This window comes from Streptomyces sp. ICC1, from assembly GCF_003287935.1.
GTDB classification, from domain to species: domain Bacteria; phylum Actinomycetota; class Actinomycetes; order Streptomycetales; family Streptomycetaceae; genus Streptomyces; species Streptomyces tritrimontium.
The window spans coordinates 3,510,958-3,527,538 of sequence record NZ_CP030287.1 but is presented as its reverse complement, the minus strand read 5'-3'; the positions used below and the strand labels follow the sequence as shown (position 1 = coordinate 3,527,538).

Annotated in this window: 16 protein-coding genes; 9 read left to right on the top strand and 7 right to left on the bottom strand. The window is 74.7% G+C overall.

From position 1 onward, the window contains the following. Nucleotides 1-180: 180 nt before the first annotated feature. Both DRB96_RS16725 and DRB96_RS45930 read left to right on the top strand, forming a co-directional pair. On the top strand, nucleotides 181-612 hold the full coding sequence (locus DRB96_RS16725) for an ATP-binding protein (RefSeq protein WP_112453480.1): 432 nt from the start codon (nucleotides 181-183) through the stop codon (nucleotides 610-612). A gap of 87 nt (nucleotides 613-699) precedes the next feature. After that, nucleotides 700-822 carry a hypothetical protein gene (locus tag DRB96_RS45930; RefSeq protein ID WP_275431898.1) on the top strand — a complete coding sequence of 41 codons (123 nt, stop codon included), beginning with the start codon at nucleotides 700-702 and terminating at the stop codon, nucleotides 820-822. Nucleotides 823-841: 19 nt separating this feature from the next. Here the strand turns inward: DRB96_RS45930 and DRB96_RS16720 are convergent, their stop codons facing one another. Then, nucleotides 842-1,912, bottom strand: coding sequence for a mechanosensitive ion channel domain-containing protein (locus DRB96_RS16720; protein ID WP_112449191.1), 1,071 nt, complete (start codon nucleotides 1,910-1,912; stop codon nucleotides 842-844). 227 nt (nucleotides 1,913-2,139) lie between these two features. On the opposite strand from DRB96_RS16720, the gene DRB96_RS16715 reads away from it, so the two are divergent. The 3 genes from DRB96_RS16715 to DRB96_RS16705 all read left to right on the top strand — a co-directional run bounded on the left by DRB96_RS16715 (nucleotide 2,140) and on the right by DRB96_RS16705 (nucleotide 4,266). Further along, nucleotides 2,140-2,589: an SRPBCC family protein gene (locus tag DRB96_RS16715; RefSeq protein ID WP_112449190.1), complete on the top strand. Its 450-nt coding sequence runs from the start codon at nucleotides 2,140-2,142 to the stop codon at nucleotides 2,587-2,589. 5 nt (nucleotides 2,590-2,594) lie between these two features. Beyond that, entirely contained in the window at nucleotides 2,595-3,419 is an 825-nt protein-coding gene (locus DRB96_RS16710; protein WP_112449189.1) for a DUF1206 domain-containing protein, read from the top strand. A 238-nt stretch (nucleotides 3,420-3,657) separates the two neighbouring features. After that, nucleotides 3,658-4,266: a response regulator transcription factor gene (locus tag DRB96_RS16705; RefSeq protein ID WP_112449188.1), complete on the top strand. Its 609-nt coding sequence runs from the start codon at nucleotides 3,658-3,660 to the stop codon at nucleotides 4,264-4,266. Between the two features lie 78 nt (nucleotides 4,267-4,344). Here DRB96_RS16705 and DRB96_RS16700 read toward each other — a convergent pair whose 3' ends face one another. The 5 genes from DRB96_RS16700 to DRB96_RS16680 form a co-directional block, all read right to left on the bottom strand. Further along, on the bottom strand, nucleotides 4,345-6,171 hold the full coding sequence (locus DRB96_RS16700; RefSeq protein ID WP_112449187.1) for an ABC transporter ATP-binding protein: 1,827 nt from the start codon (nucleotides 6,169-6,171) through the stop codon (nucleotides 4,345-4,347). Then, nucleotides 6,168-8,036, bottom strand: a complete 1,869-nt coding sequence (locus DRB96_RS16695; protein ID WP_112449186.1) for an ABC transporter ATP-binding protein — start codon at nucleotides 8,034-8,036, stop codon at nucleotides 6,168-6,170. Before DRB96_RS16695 ends, DRB96_RS16700 begins: the two co-directional genes overlap by 4 nt. Before the next feature lie 68 nt (nucleotides 8,037-8,104). Beyond that, nucleotides 8,105-8,242, bottom strand: coding sequence for a SapB/AmfS family lanthipeptide (locus DRB96_RS16690; RefSeq protein WP_112449185.1), 138 nt, complete (start codon nucleotides 8,240-8,242; stop codon nucleotides 8,105-8,107). Nucleotides 8,243-8,317: 75 nt separating this feature from the next. After that, nucleotides 8,318-10,873 (bottom strand): class III lanthionine synthetase LanKC, encoded by a 2,556-nt coding sequence (gene lanKC / locus DRB96_RS16685; protein ID WP_112449184.1) that lies wholly within the window; start codon nucleotides 10,871-10,873, stop codon nucleotides 8,318-8,320. Between the two features lie 91 nt (nucleotides 10,874-10,964). Further along, nucleotides 10,965-11,549 carry a VanZ family protein gene (locus tag DRB96_RS16680; protein ID WP_239516192.1) on the bottom strand — a complete coding sequence of 195 codons (585 nt, stop codon included), beginning with the start codon at nucleotides 11,547-11,549 and terminating at the stop codon, nucleotides 10,965-10,967. Between the two features lie 193 nt (nucleotides 11,550-11,742). On the opposite strand from DRB96_RS16680, the gene DRB96_RS16675 reads away from it, so the two are divergent. Next, nucleotides 11,743-12,582: a YihY/virulence factor BrkB family protein gene (locus DRB96_RS16675; protein WP_239517735.1), complete on the top strand. Its 840-nt coding sequence runs from the start codon at nucleotides 11,743-11,745 to the stop codon at nucleotides 12,580-12,582. A gap of 150 nt (nucleotides 12,583-12,732) precedes the next feature. Here the strand turns inward: DRB96_RS16675 and DRB96_RS16670 are convergent, their stop codons facing one another. Next, the gene (locus DRB96_RS16670) at nucleotides 12,733-13,539 is read right to left on the bottom strand and encodes an HAD family hydrolase (protein ID WP_112449182.1); all 807 of its coding nucleotides are present in this window, start codon (nucleotides 13,537-13,539) and stop codon (nucleotides 12,733-12,735) included. A 141-nt stretch (nucleotides 13,540-13,680) separates the two neighbouring features. Between DRB96_RS16670 and fahA the strand changes: the two genes are divergently transcribed. The 3 genes from fahA to DRB96_RS16650 all read left to right on the top strand — a co-directional run bounded on the left by fahA (nucleotide 13,681) and on the right by DRB96_RS16650 (nucleotide 16,545). Continuing rightward, nucleotides 13,681-14,907 carry a fumarylacetoacetase gene (gene fahA, locus DRB96_RS16665; RefSeq protein WP_112449181.1) on the top strand — a complete coding sequence of 409 codons (1,227 nt, stop codon included), beginning with the start codon at nucleotides 13,681-13,683 and terminating at the stop codon, nucleotides 14,905-14,907. A gap of 391 nt (nucleotides 14,908-15,298) precedes the next feature. After that, nucleotides 15,299-15,832 (top strand): hypothetical protein, encoded by a 534-nt coding sequence (locus DRB96_RS16655; RefSeq protein ID WP_112449180.1) that lies wholly within the window; start codon nucleotides 15,299-15,301, stop codon nucleotides 15,830-15,832. Nucleotides 15,833-15,930: 98 nt separating this feature from the next. After that, nucleotides 15,931-16,545 carry a hypothetical protein gene (locus DRB96_RS16650; protein ID WP_112449179.1) on the top strand — a complete coding sequence of 205 codons (615 nt, stop codon included), beginning with the start codon at nucleotides 15,931-15,933 and terminating at the stop codon, nucleotides 16,543-16,545. Nucleotides 16,546-16,581: the final 36 nt, after the last annotated feature.

Sequence of the window (16,581 nt, the reverse complement as noted above, 5' to 3'; positions counted from 1 at the left end):
TCGCCGGTCCCCTACACTGGGGTGGGCATGATCGAGCGGCCCCGGGGCCGCTCGGGAACGCAACAGAAGTCCAGGCCGTCGGCCTCGGCCCCGCCGGGCAGATGCCGCAAGCACAGACCAGTGTCAACGTGGGGGTGGAAGACCACAGTGGAGACCGTCGGACCGGAAACGGGTGATCCGGTGAACGCGGGCCTTCCCGTCGCGGGGCAGCGCCGTCGGCTCGCCCTGACGGGCGTGCGCGGTGCCGTGGCCAAGGGCCGCGACTTCACGCGCCGGGCCCTGCAGGACTGGGGCTGGGACGGGACCGAGACCGCCGAGGACGCCCTGCTCCTCGTTTCCGAGCTGCTGACCAACGCGTCACTGCACGCGGACGGTTGCCACGAGCTCGTGCTCACGTCCGGGGACGTCCTGCGCATCGAGGTGTCCGACGGCTCGTCGGCCCTGCCCGTGCTCCACCCGGCCCCGCAACGCGGCATCCCGGGCGGGCACGGCCTGCACATCGTGGAGCGGCTGTCCGATCGCTGGGGCGCGCAGGCACTCGGCCGCGGGAAGGCCGTCTGGGCCGAGATCGAGGCCGCCCGGCTGCTGTCCGGCAGGCCCGCGGGCCGCTGACGGCGCCGGCGCCCCGATCCCCGGCGCCGGGGATCCCTTTCGCCGGGCCGCTCGCGTCAAACCGGCCGCCGGGGGCAAGCGCGTTCCATGACCTCACATCAGCTCGTCCAGCTGTCCCTGTCCCCGGCGCCCGGCCCCGCCTGGGTGCACCTCCTCGTCATCGCCTTCTCGCTGGTCGTGCTGGTGCGCACCCTCGCCCGCCACAGGTAGGAATCCGCTCCGCGGCCCCTCACCGGCGGCCGTGCCCGTCCACCGTGTCCCGGGCTCCCGGTGCCCGGTCCAGGAGGACGCGGGGCAGGGCGTCCGGGTGCTTCTCCGCGAGCCAGGCGATCAGCTGCTCGCGTACGGCGCAGCGCACCGTCCACAGGTCGTCGGCGTCCTTGGCCGTCACGATGGCCCGCACCACGATCGTCGAGGGCGTCGTCTCGGTGACGGCGAGGTCCCAGCCGCGGCCGTCCCACTCCCGGCAGTTGTGCAGGATCTCGTGGACCTTGTCCCGCAGGAGGTCCACGGGCGCACTGTGGTCGCAGTGCAGGAAGACCGTTCCGGTCATCTGGACGCCGCCGCGGGACCAGTTCTCGAAGGGGCGGGTGGTGAAGTACGAGACGGGCATGGTGATGCGCCGCTCGTCCCAGGTGCGTACGGCGAGGAAGGTGAGGGTGATGTCCTCGACCACCCCCCATTCGCCCGCCACCACGACCGTGTCGCCGATGCGCACCATGTCGCCGAAGGCGATTTGGAAGCCGGCGAAGAGGTTCCCGAGGGTGGACTGGGCCGCGACGCCGGCGACTATGCCGATGATCCCGGCGGAGGCGAGCACGGAGGTGCCGAGCGCGCGGAAGCTCGGGAAGGTCAGGAGCATCGCGGCGGCCGCGACGAGGGCCACGACGACCGTCACGACCCTCGTGATCAGCGTCACCTGGGTACGGACCCGGCGCACCCGGGCCGGGTCGCGGGTGCCGGTGGCGTAGCGGGCGTACCCCGACTCCACGACGGCGGAGGCCACGACCACGATCAGCCAGGCCCCGGCGCCGATCAGGGCGAGGGACAGGACGCGGCCCACGGTGGCCGCGTTGTCGCGAAGCGGCGGCCACCCGGTCTGCCGGTAGCCGCCCTTGAACAGTGCGGCGAGCAGCACGATCTGCAGGGCGTGGCGGCAGCGGCGCAGCAGGTTCCACAGGGGCGTTTCCGGGTGCCGTGCGTCGGTGCGGCGGAGCAGTAGGTCGACGGCCCACCCGGCCGCGGCGGTGAGCAGGACCGAACCCCCGAGGACGGTCATCAAGCGTAGGGCGCTGTTCATATCTCCCCAGTGGGTGGAGGCGGCATGGACCCCGACGCGCCTGCCCCGCGGGAAGCGCCTGACACACGGGGAGGGCACGGGGGCTGCGACGGGGGGCGTGCAGACCACGAGGCCGCCCCCGGTCCGCGCATGGGGCTCCCGGAGGGGGGTAGCCGCGCCCCGAGACGTCCTGAAGGACGACCCGCACCTGGGGGTGCGGGACCGCTGACGACACGGAAGGGGTGCGCATGTCGCACGTCGAGGAGTACGTCGAGGTCAATGTCCCCGTACGCACGGCCTACAACCAGTGGACGCAGTTCGAGGACTTTCCCGTCTTCATGGAGGGGGTCGAGCGCATCGTCCAGCGCACGGACACGCTCACCCACTGGGTGACGAACGTGAACGGCGTGCAGCGCGAGTTCGACGCGCAGATCACCGAGCAGCTCCCGGACCGGCGCGTCGCCTGGATGACGGTCGACGGGGAGGCCCGCCAGGCCGGGCTCGTCACCTTCCAGCCGATCGACGCGACCACCACCAAGGTCGTGCTGCACATGAACTGGGTGCCCGACGGGCTGGCCGAGGCCGCGGCCGACAAGCTCGGCTTCGTCAAACGCCAGGTCGCCGGTGATCTGCAGCGGTTCAAGCTGTTCATCGAGGAACGCGGGACCGAGACCGGCGCCTGGCGCGGGGAGGTCTGAGCGCGATGAGAATCGGGGCCGCGAGCAGGGGCGCCCGGTCGGCGTCCCGCGGTGGCGGGGCACGGGAGGTCACGGCCCGCTGCGGGCTGCTGGCGCGCGGGGTGCTGTACGTCCTGATCGGGTTCCTCGCCTTCCGCGTCGCCTTCGGTGGCGCGGAGGGCAAGGAGGCCGACCGTCAGGGCGCCCTCCAGGAGCTCTCGGGGAATCCCCTCGGCCGCGTCCTGATCTGGGCCGTGGGCATCGGGCTCGTGGGCATGATGCTGTGGCGCCTGTCGGAGGCGGTGTTCGGCGCGGCCGGCCCGCGGGGCGGCAAGCCCCTGAAGAGGGTGGCCTCGGCCGCCCGGTGCGTCTTCTACGGGGTGATCGCCTTCTCCGTGCTCACGTTCGCGGCGGGCGGCGCCGGGCGTTCCGGAGACGAGCAGTCGCGCGATGTGACGGCCAAGGCGCTGGGTCTGCCCGCCGGCCAGTGGCTGGTGGGCGCGGCCGGGGTCGGGATCGCCGCCGCCGGCGTGGTCATCGCGGTGCAGGCGGCGCGGCGCACCTTCCGCAAGCACCTGTCAATGGGCGGGGCCTCCGCGCGGTGGCGCGGGGCCGTCGACTTCCTCGGGGTGAGCGGTGGCCTGGCCCGGGGCGCCGTGTTCGCGGCGGCCGGCTGCTTCGTCGTGTTCGCGGCGGTGCGCTACGACCCGGCGCAGGCGAAGGGTGTAGACGACACCCTTCGGTCGTTCACCGGCACTCCGGCGGGGCCGTGGCTGCTGGTCGCGGTCGCCGTCGGGCTGGTGCTCTTCGGACTGTTCTCCTGGGCGATGGCCCGGTGGCGCGAGGTCTGATCCGGCGGGTGGGGCGCCCGGAGCGGGACGGAGGCCGACCTTAACCGGCCTTCACCACCCTTCACCACCCTTCACCACCCTTCAAGGGGGTAACCCGCCGAAGGGAAGCAGGTACACCCCGGGTATCTCGGCCAAAGTACCCGTACGCCCCTGCACGCCCCCCGCAGAGACGTTCCAGCAGCCCCGTACGGGGGCAGCCGCGTGGTGCTGTTGGTCCGTCTACCGAGGAGAGCACACGATGACGAAGGTCCTCGTCCTGCACAGCGTCAGCCTGGTCCGATCGGCACTGGCCGCCCTGCTGAGATCCGAAGGGTCCTTCGAAGTCACCTCGGCGGGCTGGCGGACCGCGGTGCGCCAGGCCGAGTGCTTACGACCAGACGTGACGGTCGTCGACCTCGACTGTCCGGGGACGACGGCCGTGCTGGCCGACGGCGGACGCGCGGACCGCCCGTTCCTCGCGTCCCCCTCCTCGGTGCTGGTCCTCGCCTCGACCGGTGCGCCCGGTTCGCTGCACCGGGCCTTCCGGGCCGAGGCACTCGGCTACGTCGACAAGGACGGTTCGCCGGGGCGGCTCGTGCGGGCGGTCCGGAAGGTCGCCGCGGGGGAACGTTTCATCGACGCCTCGCTGGCCTCGGCCTTCATGGAGGCCGACCCCGTGCCGCTGAGCCCGCGGGAACTGAGCGTGCTGGTCCGGGCCGCGGAGGGCGATTCCATCGCCGAGATCGCCCGTACGCTGCACCTGGCGGTGGGGACGGTGCGCAACTACATGGCGGCGGCGACCCGCAAGACCGGCGCGCGCAACCTCATAGACGCGATCCGGATATCCCGGCGGTCGGGCTGGGTGTGATCCGCGGGCGCCCCGGACGGTGAGGGCCCCCGGACGCTGAGGTCCCCGGACGGCACGGCCGCCGCCCGGACGTGCGCGTCACTCGTCCGCGGTCCGGTCCCACTCCCCCACCAGATCGCGGTACAGGGGCGATCTGGCCGGGAGTTCCGCATGGGTGCCGCACACGGCGCGGGTCCCGTCGAGGACGAGGACCCGGTCGGCGCGGGCCGCGGACGAGATGCGGTGGGCCACGACGACGAGCGTGCCGGGCCGGGCCGCGAGGACCCGTTCGGCGCGCTCCTCCGTACGGGGATCCAGGTGGCAGGTGGCCTCGTCCAGGAGGAGCAGCGGGGCCGGCGAGAGGTAGGCGGCGGCGAGCGCGAGGTGCTGGCTCTCGCCCTGGGACAGCAGCCGGGGGGACACCTCGGCGTCCAGGCCGCCGAGCCGCTCCACGAGGTCCGCCAGCCCCAGGGCGCCGACGGCGCGCAGCACGTGGGCGTCCCCGGGCACGGGGACGCCCGGGTGGGCGGCCAGGTGGGTGAGGTTGTCCCGCACGGTGCCTGTGAACACGTAGGCCTGCTGGGGCAGCAGGGTCCGCCGCGGGTCGGGTCCCCCGGCGCCGGCTTCCCGGTGGGCGGCCGCGCCGGCGACCAGGACCGTACCCGCGCCGGGGGACAGCATCCCGGCGAGCAGGGCGGCGAGCGTGGACTTGCCGATGCCGCTCGGCCCGACGACCGCGAGGTGCTCCCCCGGCCGCACCACCAGGTCGAGTCCGTCGAGCACGGGGGCCGCGCCGGGTCCGTAGGCGAAGGTGACGCCGCGGAGTTCGGCCGCCGCGGCGGCCGGCCGGCGGTCGCCGCCGGCGTCGCCGCCGTTGCCGGCGTCGCTGTCGTCGCTGTCGTCGCCGTCTTCGGGCTGCCGCGGCTTCGGCGCGCTGTCGCCGCCCCCGGCCGGGGACGGCGGCGGCGGCTCGCAGAAGCGCTCGAGGACCACGAACAGCCGGGTGCCGGCCGAACCCACGGCCGCCATCAGGGTATTGAGGGCGGGCAGCAGGGCCTGCACCAGGTAGGTGAGGCCGCCGGCCAGCGTTCCGGCGGTGATCCCGCGTCCGAGCAGCCAGGGCGTCGCGGCGAGCAGCGCGACGACCGGCAGCCGGCCCGCCGTGCCCAGGGCCAGGGTGCGCACGGCCGTCCAGCGCGCGAGCCGGCGGGCCAGCCGCTCCTGGGCGGCGATCAGGGGTTCCACCCGGGCCCGCGCCGCCGCCTGTCCGCCGCAGGCGACGATGTCGCGCAGGCCCTCCGCCACCGCCCCCACCCGGTCCGACAGCGCCTCGTCGGTGTCCAGGGACCGGCGCTGTACGGAGGCCATGGGGCGCAGCGTCGCCAGGAAGGCGGCCGCGCCCAGCAGCAGCGGGGGCAGCACGATCAGCAGCAGCTCGGGAGCCAGGGCCGCCATGCCCGCGAAGGCGCCCACGGCGGTGAAGACGAACGACCGTGCCGTCAGGACCAGCCCGGCGAAGGAGTCCCGGGCCATTTCGGTCTGCTGGGTGAGCCGGGACACCGCGCCCGCGCCGGGAGTGCGCGCCGGGTCGGCGACCGCGCGGTCCAGCGCCTGGCGCACCGCCCGCCGGACCAGGCCGTCCCGCAGCGGCTCCACGAGGTCCGCGAGCCCGGCGAACACGCCGCGCAGCGCGAACCCGCCGAGCAGTGCTCCGGCTCCGGCCGCGGCCAGCCAGGCGAGGCCGGTGGCGGTGCGGCCCGCCAGGAAGCCGTCGTCGAGGGCGCGGGCCACGCCGTAGCCGCCGAGGAAGGTGTGCGCGGACTCCAGGAGCGACCAGGCCGCCAGCCGGCCCAGGGCGCGCCCCCGGCCGCGCAGGAACCGCCGGCCCTCGGGGGCCACCCGGCGCCAGGTCTCGCCCTCGGTCACCGTGCCGCCTCCCGGCTCCCCCGGGAGGCGGAAGCATCCTCCGGAGCCGCGACGGGCTCCGCGGCGGGCTCCGCGACGGGCTCACTGCCGGACTCCGCGGCGGGCTCCGCACCGGCTCCCGGTTCCCCGTCCGCGGCGAACACCGCCCGATAGGCCGGCTCGTGCCGCCACAGCACGCCGTGCGGCCCGGTCGCCCGTACCCGGCCGTCCTCCAACCAGACGACGAGGTCCGCCCGGGCCGCGGACGAGAGGCGGTGCGCGACCACGATCCGGGTGCCCGGCCGGACCTCCCGGGCGAGCGCCCGCTCGACCTCGCGGGCGGTGACGGTGTCGAGGCTGGAGGTCGCGTCGTCCAGCACGAGGAGCCGGCCCGCGTGACAGAACGCCCTGGCCAGTCCGAGGCGTTGGAACTCTCCGCCGGACAGCGGGGCGTCGGCGAGCGGCGTGTCGTACCCGTGGGGCAGGCGGCGTACGAACCCGTCGGCGCCCGCGGCCCGGGCCGCGGCGCGGACCGCGTCCCGGCCGGGGGCCGGACCCGAGCCGAAGCCGATCGCCTCGCCGACCGTGTCCCCGAGCAGCGCCGGCCGGTCGAAGGCGTACCCGACTTCGCGGCGCAGCGCTTCGGCGCCCACCTCCGGCAGGGGTACGCCGTCCAGCAGCACCCGGCCCGCGTCGGGGTCGGCGAGCCGGCCGGCCACGGCGGCGAACTGGGTCTTGCCGGCGCCCGAGCGGCCCACCACCGCCACCGTGGAGCCCCCGGGGATGACCAGGCTGATGTCGTGCAGGACCGTCGATCCGTCGCGCACGACCCTGACGCCGCGCAGCTCCAGGGTGCCGGGGCCGCCCGCCGGCAGCTCCTCCCGGCCGTGGCCGAGCACGGGCAGCGTCAGCAGGGCGGCGGTCCGGCGGGCGGCGGCCCGGCCGCGGGCCACGGCCGCCAGTCCCGCGGTCACGGCGCCGACTCCGGCGGCGAGGGCCGCGTACCTCGACGCGGCGAGGAGCTCGCCGACGCCGATGGCCCCGGCCGACAGGCGGATGCCGCCGACGGCGAGGACCGCGTACAGGAGGATCGGCATGAGGGCGGCCGACCGGGCCGTCGTACCGCCGAAGACCTGCCACATGCGCCGCCCCTCGGTGCCGAGCTCGGGCAACTGCGCGAGGATCCGGTCGCGTTCGCGCTCCGCGGTGCCGGCGGCGGCGATCGTGCGGGCCCCGGCCAGTGCCTCGACGAGGCGGCCGGCGGTCGCGAGCTGCACCTGCTGGTAGCGGGCGACGCTGGTGAGGGTGTCCCGGGAGAAGGTCCGCAGCAGCAGCACCAGCAGCGGGACGCCCACGAGGAAGGCGAGCGCGGTCCACAGGTCGATGAGGAGGAGCGCGACGACCGCGCCGAGCGGTGGCAGCAGGGCGGTGACGGCGTGTGCGGCGGCGGCCGGGACCTTTCCGGCCTCGGTCGCGTGCGCGGTCAGCCGGGCGGCGGTTTCGCCGGGTGCGTGGCGGGCCGCGTGGTGCGGGGCCGTCCGCAGCAGGCGGGCGAGGCCGAGCCGACGCAGTCGGGCGGTGGTGCGGCCGTCCACGTCTCCGGTCAGCCGGGCGGCGGCGGCGTCCAGCGCCACTTCGGCCGCGATGACCGCGGCGCACAGCAGGGTCCAGGCGGGGCCCGCCGGGTCGCGGCGGAGCAGCAAATCGAGGGTGTGGCCGAGGACCGCGGGTTCGGCGAGCGCCGCCGCGGCGGCGGCCAGCGCGCAGCCGAGGACGGCGGCGGTGCGCCCACCGCTGTGCCGGGCCGCCGCCACCAGCGCCCGGTCGGCCTCGCGTGCCGCGTCCGGCGCCCGGGCTCCGTCGGCCGCCTCGTCGGGGGGGCTCATCGGCGGGTGCCTCCAGGGGTGTGGTGCGGGCCCGGGCGGTGAACCGCCCGGGCCCGATGTGACCTGGGTCAGTTACAGGTCGTGATGCTCAGGCTGCTGTCGCCGCAGAGCAGCAGGCTGGCCCGGCTGCCGCCGCCACCGCCGCCGTGCAGCTCGGTGGTCTCTTCCTTCGGGGTCTCCATCGACTGCAGGTCAAGAAGCGTCATGGCTGTTTCCTCTTCTTCCGTCGAGTGGTGCGTCGGGTCACGGCCCCGGACGGGGCCGGCTCTGGGGCCGCCGCGCTAGCGCAGCGGCGGGAGGAACGGCAGGTGCGCGCGCCCGCCGGGCGCGGCGCTGCCGAGGGCGAGGAGGACGCCGGCCGTGCCCGTGGAGAGGTCCATGGACAGCCGCATCATCTGCTCGCCGGGGAAGGCCAGATGGCCCTGGTACGGGACGGCGTGCCGGGCCAGCGCGTCGATCTGGCGGGCGACGTCCCCGGGTCCGGTGCCCGGGCCGGGCGTGGTGGTCCGGGCCAGGTGCAGGACCATGCCGGCGGCGCCGCGCATCAGCCCTGGCTGGGCGTAGAAGGTCGCTTGCGCCGCTCGTACGATCTCGCGCCGGGCCTGCTCGAAGCGCTCGTCCGGGCCGTGCTCCAGCCAGTCGTCGAGCACCATGCCGATGCCGACGCTGCCCTCCCCGAGGTACGGCATCGTGCGCCAGCCCTCGTTCACCTGGAGGGTGCCGAACGCGCTGGTGACGCACCGGTCGAGGTCCCGGTGCAGGGCCTGGGCGGCCTGGGTCAGGAGTTCCTTGTCGCCGGTGCGCTCGTACAGCCGGACGAGGAGGAGGGCCGGGCCGGAGTGTCCGTACAGCAGTCCCGCGCGGGCGGGGCGGTGTTCGGGCCGGGCGAGCAGTTCGGCGCAGCGCAGGGCCGCGGCGTGCAGCTCGCTCTCGCCGCTCGCGGTGCCCAGCGCGTCCAGGGCGAGGCCGATGCCGGCGAGTCCGCCGTACAGGTCGGGGCCCGCGCTCTCCCAGGGCTGGTGGAGCAGCTGTTCGGCGAGGTCGAGGGCGCGGCCCGGGTGTCCGAGGCGTTGCAGGGTCCAGGCCGTGCCGGCGAGGCCGTCGTAGAAGCCGAGCGGGGTGCCGGACTGCGGTTGCCCGGTCCGGGCGAGCAGCCATTCCTCGGCCTCGGGCCAGGGTTCGCCCCCGGTCTCGGCGAGGGCGTGGAGCACTCCGGCGATCCCGTGGCCGAAGCCGATGCCTCCGCCGGCGTTCGCGAACTGCGCGATGTCGCCGGGGACGAGGCGGTCCTCGCGGTCCGGGGTGGCGCTCGCGCGGAGCGCGGCGGTCATCGACGTACGCGCGGCGGGCCATTCCCGCGGCTCGACCGGCAGGTACGGTCCGGCCGGTGCGGGCAGGCGGCTTCCCGGTGCGCCCCGCGGGACGCCGGACATGATCTCCTCGACGGCCTCGTCGAGGAACTGCCGCGGCACGGGGAACTGTTCGGCGGCCACGGCGGCCAGATGGGCGGCCTTGGCCCGGTCGAGGACGAGGAGGCTGGTCAGCGGGAGGAACAGGGCGAGGCGCAGGCAGGCGAGGGCGTAGCGGTCGACGGAGAACCCGCGCCGCTCGGCCGGGGCGACGAAGGCGGGGTTGGCGACGGTCTGCCGCAGTCCCTCGTCGACGTGCGCGGCGGCTTCGAAGTCCAGGAGCGAGACGGCGGGTTCGCCGCTCTCGTCCTCCGCGACCATGATGTTGAAGAGGTGGAGGTCGTTGAAGACCACGCCGCGGGCGTGCACGGCGTCGACGGCCTCGGTGACCCGGCGGTGCACGGTGAGCGCCCACTCGGTGTAGGAGGCGAGTTCCGCCGGGTCGGGGTCCGCCTCGATCAGCGGGTGGCGGCGGGCGAAGTAGGTGTTGAGCGGTTTGCCCGCGAGGTGTTCCAGCACCAGGAAGTGGTGGTCGCCGACGGTGAAGGTGCCGCGGACCGCCGGGACGCAGTCCAGTCCCGCCAGCCTTTCCAGTGCGGCCTGTTCGCGGTGCAGGCGGGTCACGGCGTCGGCTCCGTCGGCGGCGAGGCCCGCGTACGGCCGGGCCTCCTTCAGGACGACGGACTCGCCGGTGCGGGTGTCCTTGCCGACGTAGACGCCGCCGCCGTTGGAGAAGTGCAGCGCCCGCTCCACCGTGAAGGGGATGCCGGTCAGGGTGAGCGCGGAGCGCGCTTCGAGGTGGGGCTTCAGGAACGCGGGGAGTTCGAGCCACTCGGGCGGCTGGAAGACCGGTCCCCGGCGGTCCGGCACGAGGCGCCCGTCGGGCGTCTCGATCGCCGGGACCAGCTCGCCGTGCTCGTCGTAGCAGTGCCGCAGGGTGAAGCTGCCGTAGCGGAGGTGGACCGGTCCGGCGCCCCAGCGCAGATCGCTGAGGATGTACGGGCCGGCCGCTCCCGCCAGCGCGGCGTCGAGGTCCTCCGCGATCCGCCGGCACTGCTGCTCGCCGGCCGGGTAGACGGTGATGAACTTGCCGCTCGCCGCGCGCTCGGCGTACTTGGCGTTGCGCAGGTGCAGCAGGTAGCGGCTCGGGACGAACTTGAAGGCGATCCGCCGGGCGGTGCAGTACTCGTACACGGTCGTCAGCAGTGCCTCGGCGTTGTCGAGCGTGGCCGAGACGTGGATCTTCCAGCCCTGTGCGGGAAGTTCGGCGTCGTCCGGCCGCAGCGCGAGCCAGTCGCCGCTCCGGTGGGAGCGCCATCCCTGCGGGACGGGGGCGAGGGCGGCCGGGTAGCTCTCCGCGGCGCGCCGGTACGGCGCGTCGTAGAACCAGCGGTCGGCGTCGCAGAAGGCGGCGTACCCCTTGTTCACACCTGCTCCCTCGGTCGGTTGCAGTACCGACCGTGTCACGCCCGGTGCGTGCGGTGACAGTCACCGCTGTCACCGCCGGGGTGTGCAGTACTCACGAGTCACTTGGCGCGGGGGTCCCCTTTCCGCGGCGGCCGGCCCGGTGCCACCAGTGCCGGCGGCGCGGGTGCACGGCCCGGCCCAGCCGCCGGCCGATCAGCAGGTAGCCGAGGAGCGCTCCGGCCGTGTTGAGGATGACGTCGTCGATGTCGAAGACGCGTCCCGTGACGAGCGCGCCCTGGATGAGCTCCACCAGCGTCATCAGACAGACCGTCACCGCGGCGACCCGCAGCAGTCCCCGGGCCGGGGGCATGAGGACGGGCAGGAGCACCCCGAACGGCAGGCCCAGCAGCAGGTTCCCGCCCAGCTGGCGCACCGCCTCGGTGGTCGACGCCCCGTCCAGGTAGGCGCTGATCGAATGGCCGGGCCGGACGTTGCTGTGCACGAGGGCCACCGAGGCGGCGGACGGTTCCAGCGTGAGCCGGGCCAGGACCACGCTGAACAGGACGGTCCCGACGAAGGCCGCCAGCATGGCCAGCGCCCGGACGGCGGGGTGTGCCGGACGGCGTCGTGTCCAGGGGGCCGCGACGGCCCCGGTGTCCGGCTCCTCGGCGCGCCGCGGCGCGTATGTCCATTTCATGCGGCGCGTCTACCCCGGGCCCGGTCCGGTACGCGCGCACCGCCGACGGCCCGTCACGGCGGGCCCGGTGGCCCGGTGGCCCGTACACGGGGCTTCCCGGGCGCATGCGCACAGCCCTGTCGGGCACTCGCACGGCATGACCGACATCCCCCGCAGCGCATCAGGCCGAGCCCGTCCGTACGGCGCGGCCCCCGTGGCGCGCACCCGTGCCGAGCTGCGGCGCACGGCCGTCCGCGTGTGGACCGACAACCTCGCCGACCACGCGGCCGCCCTCACCTACTACGCCGTACTGGCGCTCCTGCCCGCGCTCGTCATCGCGGTCTCCCTCGTGGGGCTGCTGGGCGGGGCCACGAGGGACCGGCTGACCGCCCAGCTCACCTCGTACGTGCCGCCCCAGTCGGCGCAGGTGCTGCGCGAAGCGCTCGGCGGGCTCGCGGCGGAACACTCCTCGGTATGGGCCCTGTTGATCAGCGGAGTGCTGAGCGCCCTGTGGTCGGCGTGCAGTTACCTGGCGGTGTTCCGCCGTGCCCTGCACGCGATGCACCGGGTGCCGGACACCCGGACCGCGCTGCGCGCCGCCCACACCCTGATCGTCAACGCCGTGCTGCTGCTGGTCCTGCTCGTCGTCGGCGCGGTGGGGCTGGTGGTGTCCGGGCCGACGGCCCGATGGGTGGCGCGGGCCGCGGGCGGGCCCGGCGCCGAGGGCCTCGCGCTCCTGCGCTGGCCCGTGCTGCTGGCGGTCGTCACCCTGCTGGTGCTGATGCTCTTCCGGACCGGCCCGGCCCAGAGCCGCGGGACCCGCCGGGGACTGCCCGGCGGCGTACTGGCGGCCCTGCTCTGGCTGGCCGCCTCGGGGCTCTTCACGCTGTACACGGAGCTGGACACCTACGGCCGGCTCTACGGTTCGCTGGCCGGCATCGTGGTCTTCGTCATCTGGCTCTGGTTCGCGAACCTCGCGCTGCTCACCGGAGCCCAGTTCAACGCCGAACGGGCACGGGAGCCGGACCTCCCCCGGCCGCCGGCCCGAGGCTAGACCGCCGGGGGCTGGGGTCGGCCCGAGCCTAGACCCGTACACACAAACGCCCGCGCCGGCCACATCCAGCCCGCCCGGGGGCCCCTCCCAGCGGTAGCTGGGGGAGTTTGAGGCGCAGGGGTCCGGGGACTGGTCCCCGGCAGCCGACCCTCAGGCGAAGACCCGCTCCAGCACCACCGCGACACCATCCGCCTCGTTCGAGAGCGTGACCTCATCCGCGACGGCCAACAGCTCCCGGTGCGCCCCCGCCATCGCCACACCATGGCCCGCCCACGCGAACATCGGGATGTCGTTCGGCATGTCGCCGAAGGCGATGGTCGACGACCCGGTGACGTCCAAAAGCGACGCCGCCACCGCCAGCCCGCTCGCCTTGTCGATGCCCGGCGGCTGGAGCTCGACCGTGTGCTCCCCGGCCATCGTGACGTTGACCAGGTCCCCGACGACCGAACGGGCCACCGCCGTCAGCTCGTCGTCCGACAGCCGCGGGTGCTGGAGCAGCACCTTGTTGATCGGCGAAGCCCAGAGGTCGGACCGCCGCGCCACCCGCACCGTCGGCAGGTGCGGGTGCCACATCCGGTAGCCCGGCCCTATCAGCATCTCCGCGTCGAGGCCTTCCTGGTTGACCGCCGCGTAGACCTCCCCGACCTCCGCCTCGATCTTCCCGAGCGCGACCTCGGCCAGCTCCCGGTCCATGGCCACGGAGTGCAGCAGCAGCCCGGCCGCCGCGTCGTAGACCTGCGCGCCCTGCCCGCACACCGCGAGCCCCGTGTAGCCGAGGCCGTCCAGGACGTGGCGGACCTGCGGGACGGGGCGGCCTGTCACGATGATGTGCCGGGCGCCGGCCGCACGGGCGGCGGCGAGAGCGGTGTGGGAGCGGGCCGAGACGGTGTCTCCGGCGCGCAGCAGAGTCCCGTCCAGGTCGGTGGCCACGAGTGCATAGGGGAGGGCGGAAGTCACGGGTTCAAGGATACGGACCCGCTCGGACAAGTCCTACAAATAGTGCCCGAATCCGGCCTCCCGCACGCCCCACCAGCCCCGTAACGTGTCAACAAGCTCCCGGGACACCCCCGGACCGCGTCGAAAGCGAGGCAGTACCCCATGCCCCAGCAGAGCCCCCTCGATGTTCCCGAGGGCGACCCGTTCGGGCCGCACAACCTCCCCTACGGCGTGTTCTCCACCGCCGGTGAGGCCCGGCGCCGGATCGGCGTCCGCATCGGCGGCCACGTGCTCGACGCGGGGGCGGCCGCCGCCGCGCTCGGGTCCCCGTACACCGGACTGCTCGGACAGCCCACGCTCAACCCGCTGCTCGCCGCGGGCCGCACCGCCTGGCACGACGTGCGCCGCGCGCTGACCGCCTGGGTCACCGACCCCGGCCACCGGCCCGCCGTGGAGCCGCACCTGCTGCCGCTGGACGAGGTCGTGCTGCACCTCCCGTACGAGGTCGCCGACTACGTCGACTTCTACGCGAGCGAGCACCACGCCACCAACGTCGGGCAGATGTTCCGCCCGGACGGCGACGCGCTGACCCCCAACTGGAAGCACCTGCCGATCGGTTACCACGGCCGCGCCGGGACGATCGTCGTCTCCGGCACCGATGTCGTACGCCCCTCCGGGCAGCGCAAGGCGCCCGCCGACCCGGCGCCCGTCTTCGGGCCGTCCGTCAAGCTCGACATCGAGGCCGAGGTCGGCTTCGTCGTCGGCACCCCCTCCGAGCTGGGCAGCCCGGTGGCCCTGGGCGACTTCGAGGACCACGTCTTCGGCCTGTTCCTGCTCAACGACTGGTCCGCGCGCGACATCCAGGCCTGGGAGTACGTGCCGCTCGGCCCCTTCCTCGGCAAGTCCTTCGCCACCTCCGTCTCCGCCTGGGTCACCCCGCTGGAGGCCCTGGACGGGGCCCGTGTCACCCCGCCCGCCCGCGACTTCCCGCTCCTGCCCTACCTGGACGACGCCGCCGCCGAGCGCCCCGGCGGCTTCGACCTGCACATCACCGTCTCCATCAACGGGCAGGAGGTGGCGCACCCGCCGTTCGCGTCGATGTACTGGACCGCCGCCCAGCAGCTCGCCCACATGACCGTCAACGGCGCCTCCCTGCGCACCGGCGACGTCTACGGCTCGGGCACCGTCAGCGGCCCGGAGACCGGCCAGCGCGGCTCGCTGCTGGAGCTCACCTGGAACGGCCGCGACGCCATCGAGCTCACGGACGGCAAGCGCACCTTCCTGGAGGACGGGGACACCGTCACCCTCACCGCCTGGGCGCCGGGCGCCCACGGCACCCGTGTGGGCCTCGGCGAGGTCACCGGCCGCATCGTGGGCGCCGCGCAGTGATGTGACGCCGCGTCCACACCTCTGGACGACCGGAAACGGCGGGGTGGCGGATCTTCCCCCCACCCCACCGTTTCCACCAGATCCTGGCGGGCGGCTACCCCAGCGGCGTCCTCCCCCTGGAGGACGCCCTCGCCGCCGACTACGGCGCCGGCCGCAACAGCGGCGCCGCGCACGACCACCGGGCTTCCGCTGCGCGGGGCTCGTCCCCTACCCACCCTTCCACCGTTCCCCGGGCCGGCCCGGACCCGCGCCTCCAACGCCGGCGGGGCTGGGAGGGGCCGGGAGGGGCTCCGGGCGCGCCGGCGGGGCTGCACCGGCCCGACCCGGTTGGGGGGCGGCTCGTCGGGTCAGTCGTCTGGCAGGCGCGGCAGCCGGAGCGCAGGCTGCGGGGATGATCCCTGTTACCGGCCTCCTGGCCCTGGCCGCCCTGGCCCTGGCCGGCGCCGCCCCCGCCCTCGCGCCGCAGGCACCGGCACCGGCACCGGCACCGGCCGATTCCCTCCAGCTCGCCGCCGCGTACCGCGCGACCGCCAAGTACCAGCACACCCGTACCGCCACCGCCGCCGGCTACGTGCCCGACACCTACTGCGTCCCCGGCAAGCCCGGGGCCGGGGGGCTCGGTTACCCCCACTTCAACCACGCCCACGACGACTCCCGCGACCCCTCGAAGCCCACCGCCCTGATCTACGAGGACGACGTCCGGGGCAGCCGCAGGCTCGTCGCCCTGGAGTGGACCTCCACCGGTCCGAACCGCCCCGCGAACCTCTTCGGGGCCGCGTTCAACGGGCCGATCCCCGGAAAGTTCCCGGGCCAGCCCGCCCACTACACCCTGCGCGTCTGGCTGTGGAAGGAGAACCCGAGCGGCCGGTTCGCGCTCTACAACCCGGACGTGCGCTGCCGCCCGGGAACCACCCGTCCGGCCTGACCGGCCCGCCCCCGGACCCCCGTTCGGAGGCACGCCGCATGCGGGCCCGCCGCGGCGCCGGGATGGTGGACCAAAGTCCCCGAACGGCAGGAGCCCCGATGTCCCTCCGCCCCCGCAAGGCCTTCCTGACCTGCGCGGCCGCCATATCGCTCGGCCTGTCCGCCGTCGCCCCGGCCCACGGGGTCGACGGGCCCGCGCCCGACCCGCGCAACCGCCAGGCCATGCGGGACATGGCGACGGCGATGGCGGTGACCGCCAAGTACGTCGACGAGCGGGCGGCGATCAAGGACGGCTACCTTCCGCACGGCCAGGAGTGCATGACCAACCCGTTCGGGGTGGGCACCATGGGCTACCACTACGTCAAGGAAGCCAACTGGGGTTCGACGGACCCGGCCAAACCGGCCGCGCTCCTCTACAGCACCGCGAAGGACCGCCACGGCCGCCGCAAGCTCCAGACGGTGGAGTGGATGTCCACCGACCGGGACCAGGACCTGAAGACCACCGACGACCGGCCGAGCATGTTCGGGCTGCCGTTCGACGGCCCCATGCCCGGCCACTGGGCGGGCATGCCCAAGCACTACGACCTCCACCTGTGGGCGTACGAGGACAATCCGGCCGGCCGCTTCCACAACTGGAACCCGGCCCTGACCTGCCCCGCCAAGCCCGGTACCCCGGAGAAGCCCGCCGCCGAGCACGACCACGGCGGCCACTAGGACGACCAGGCCCGCACGCCGAAGGGCCCGGCCCCC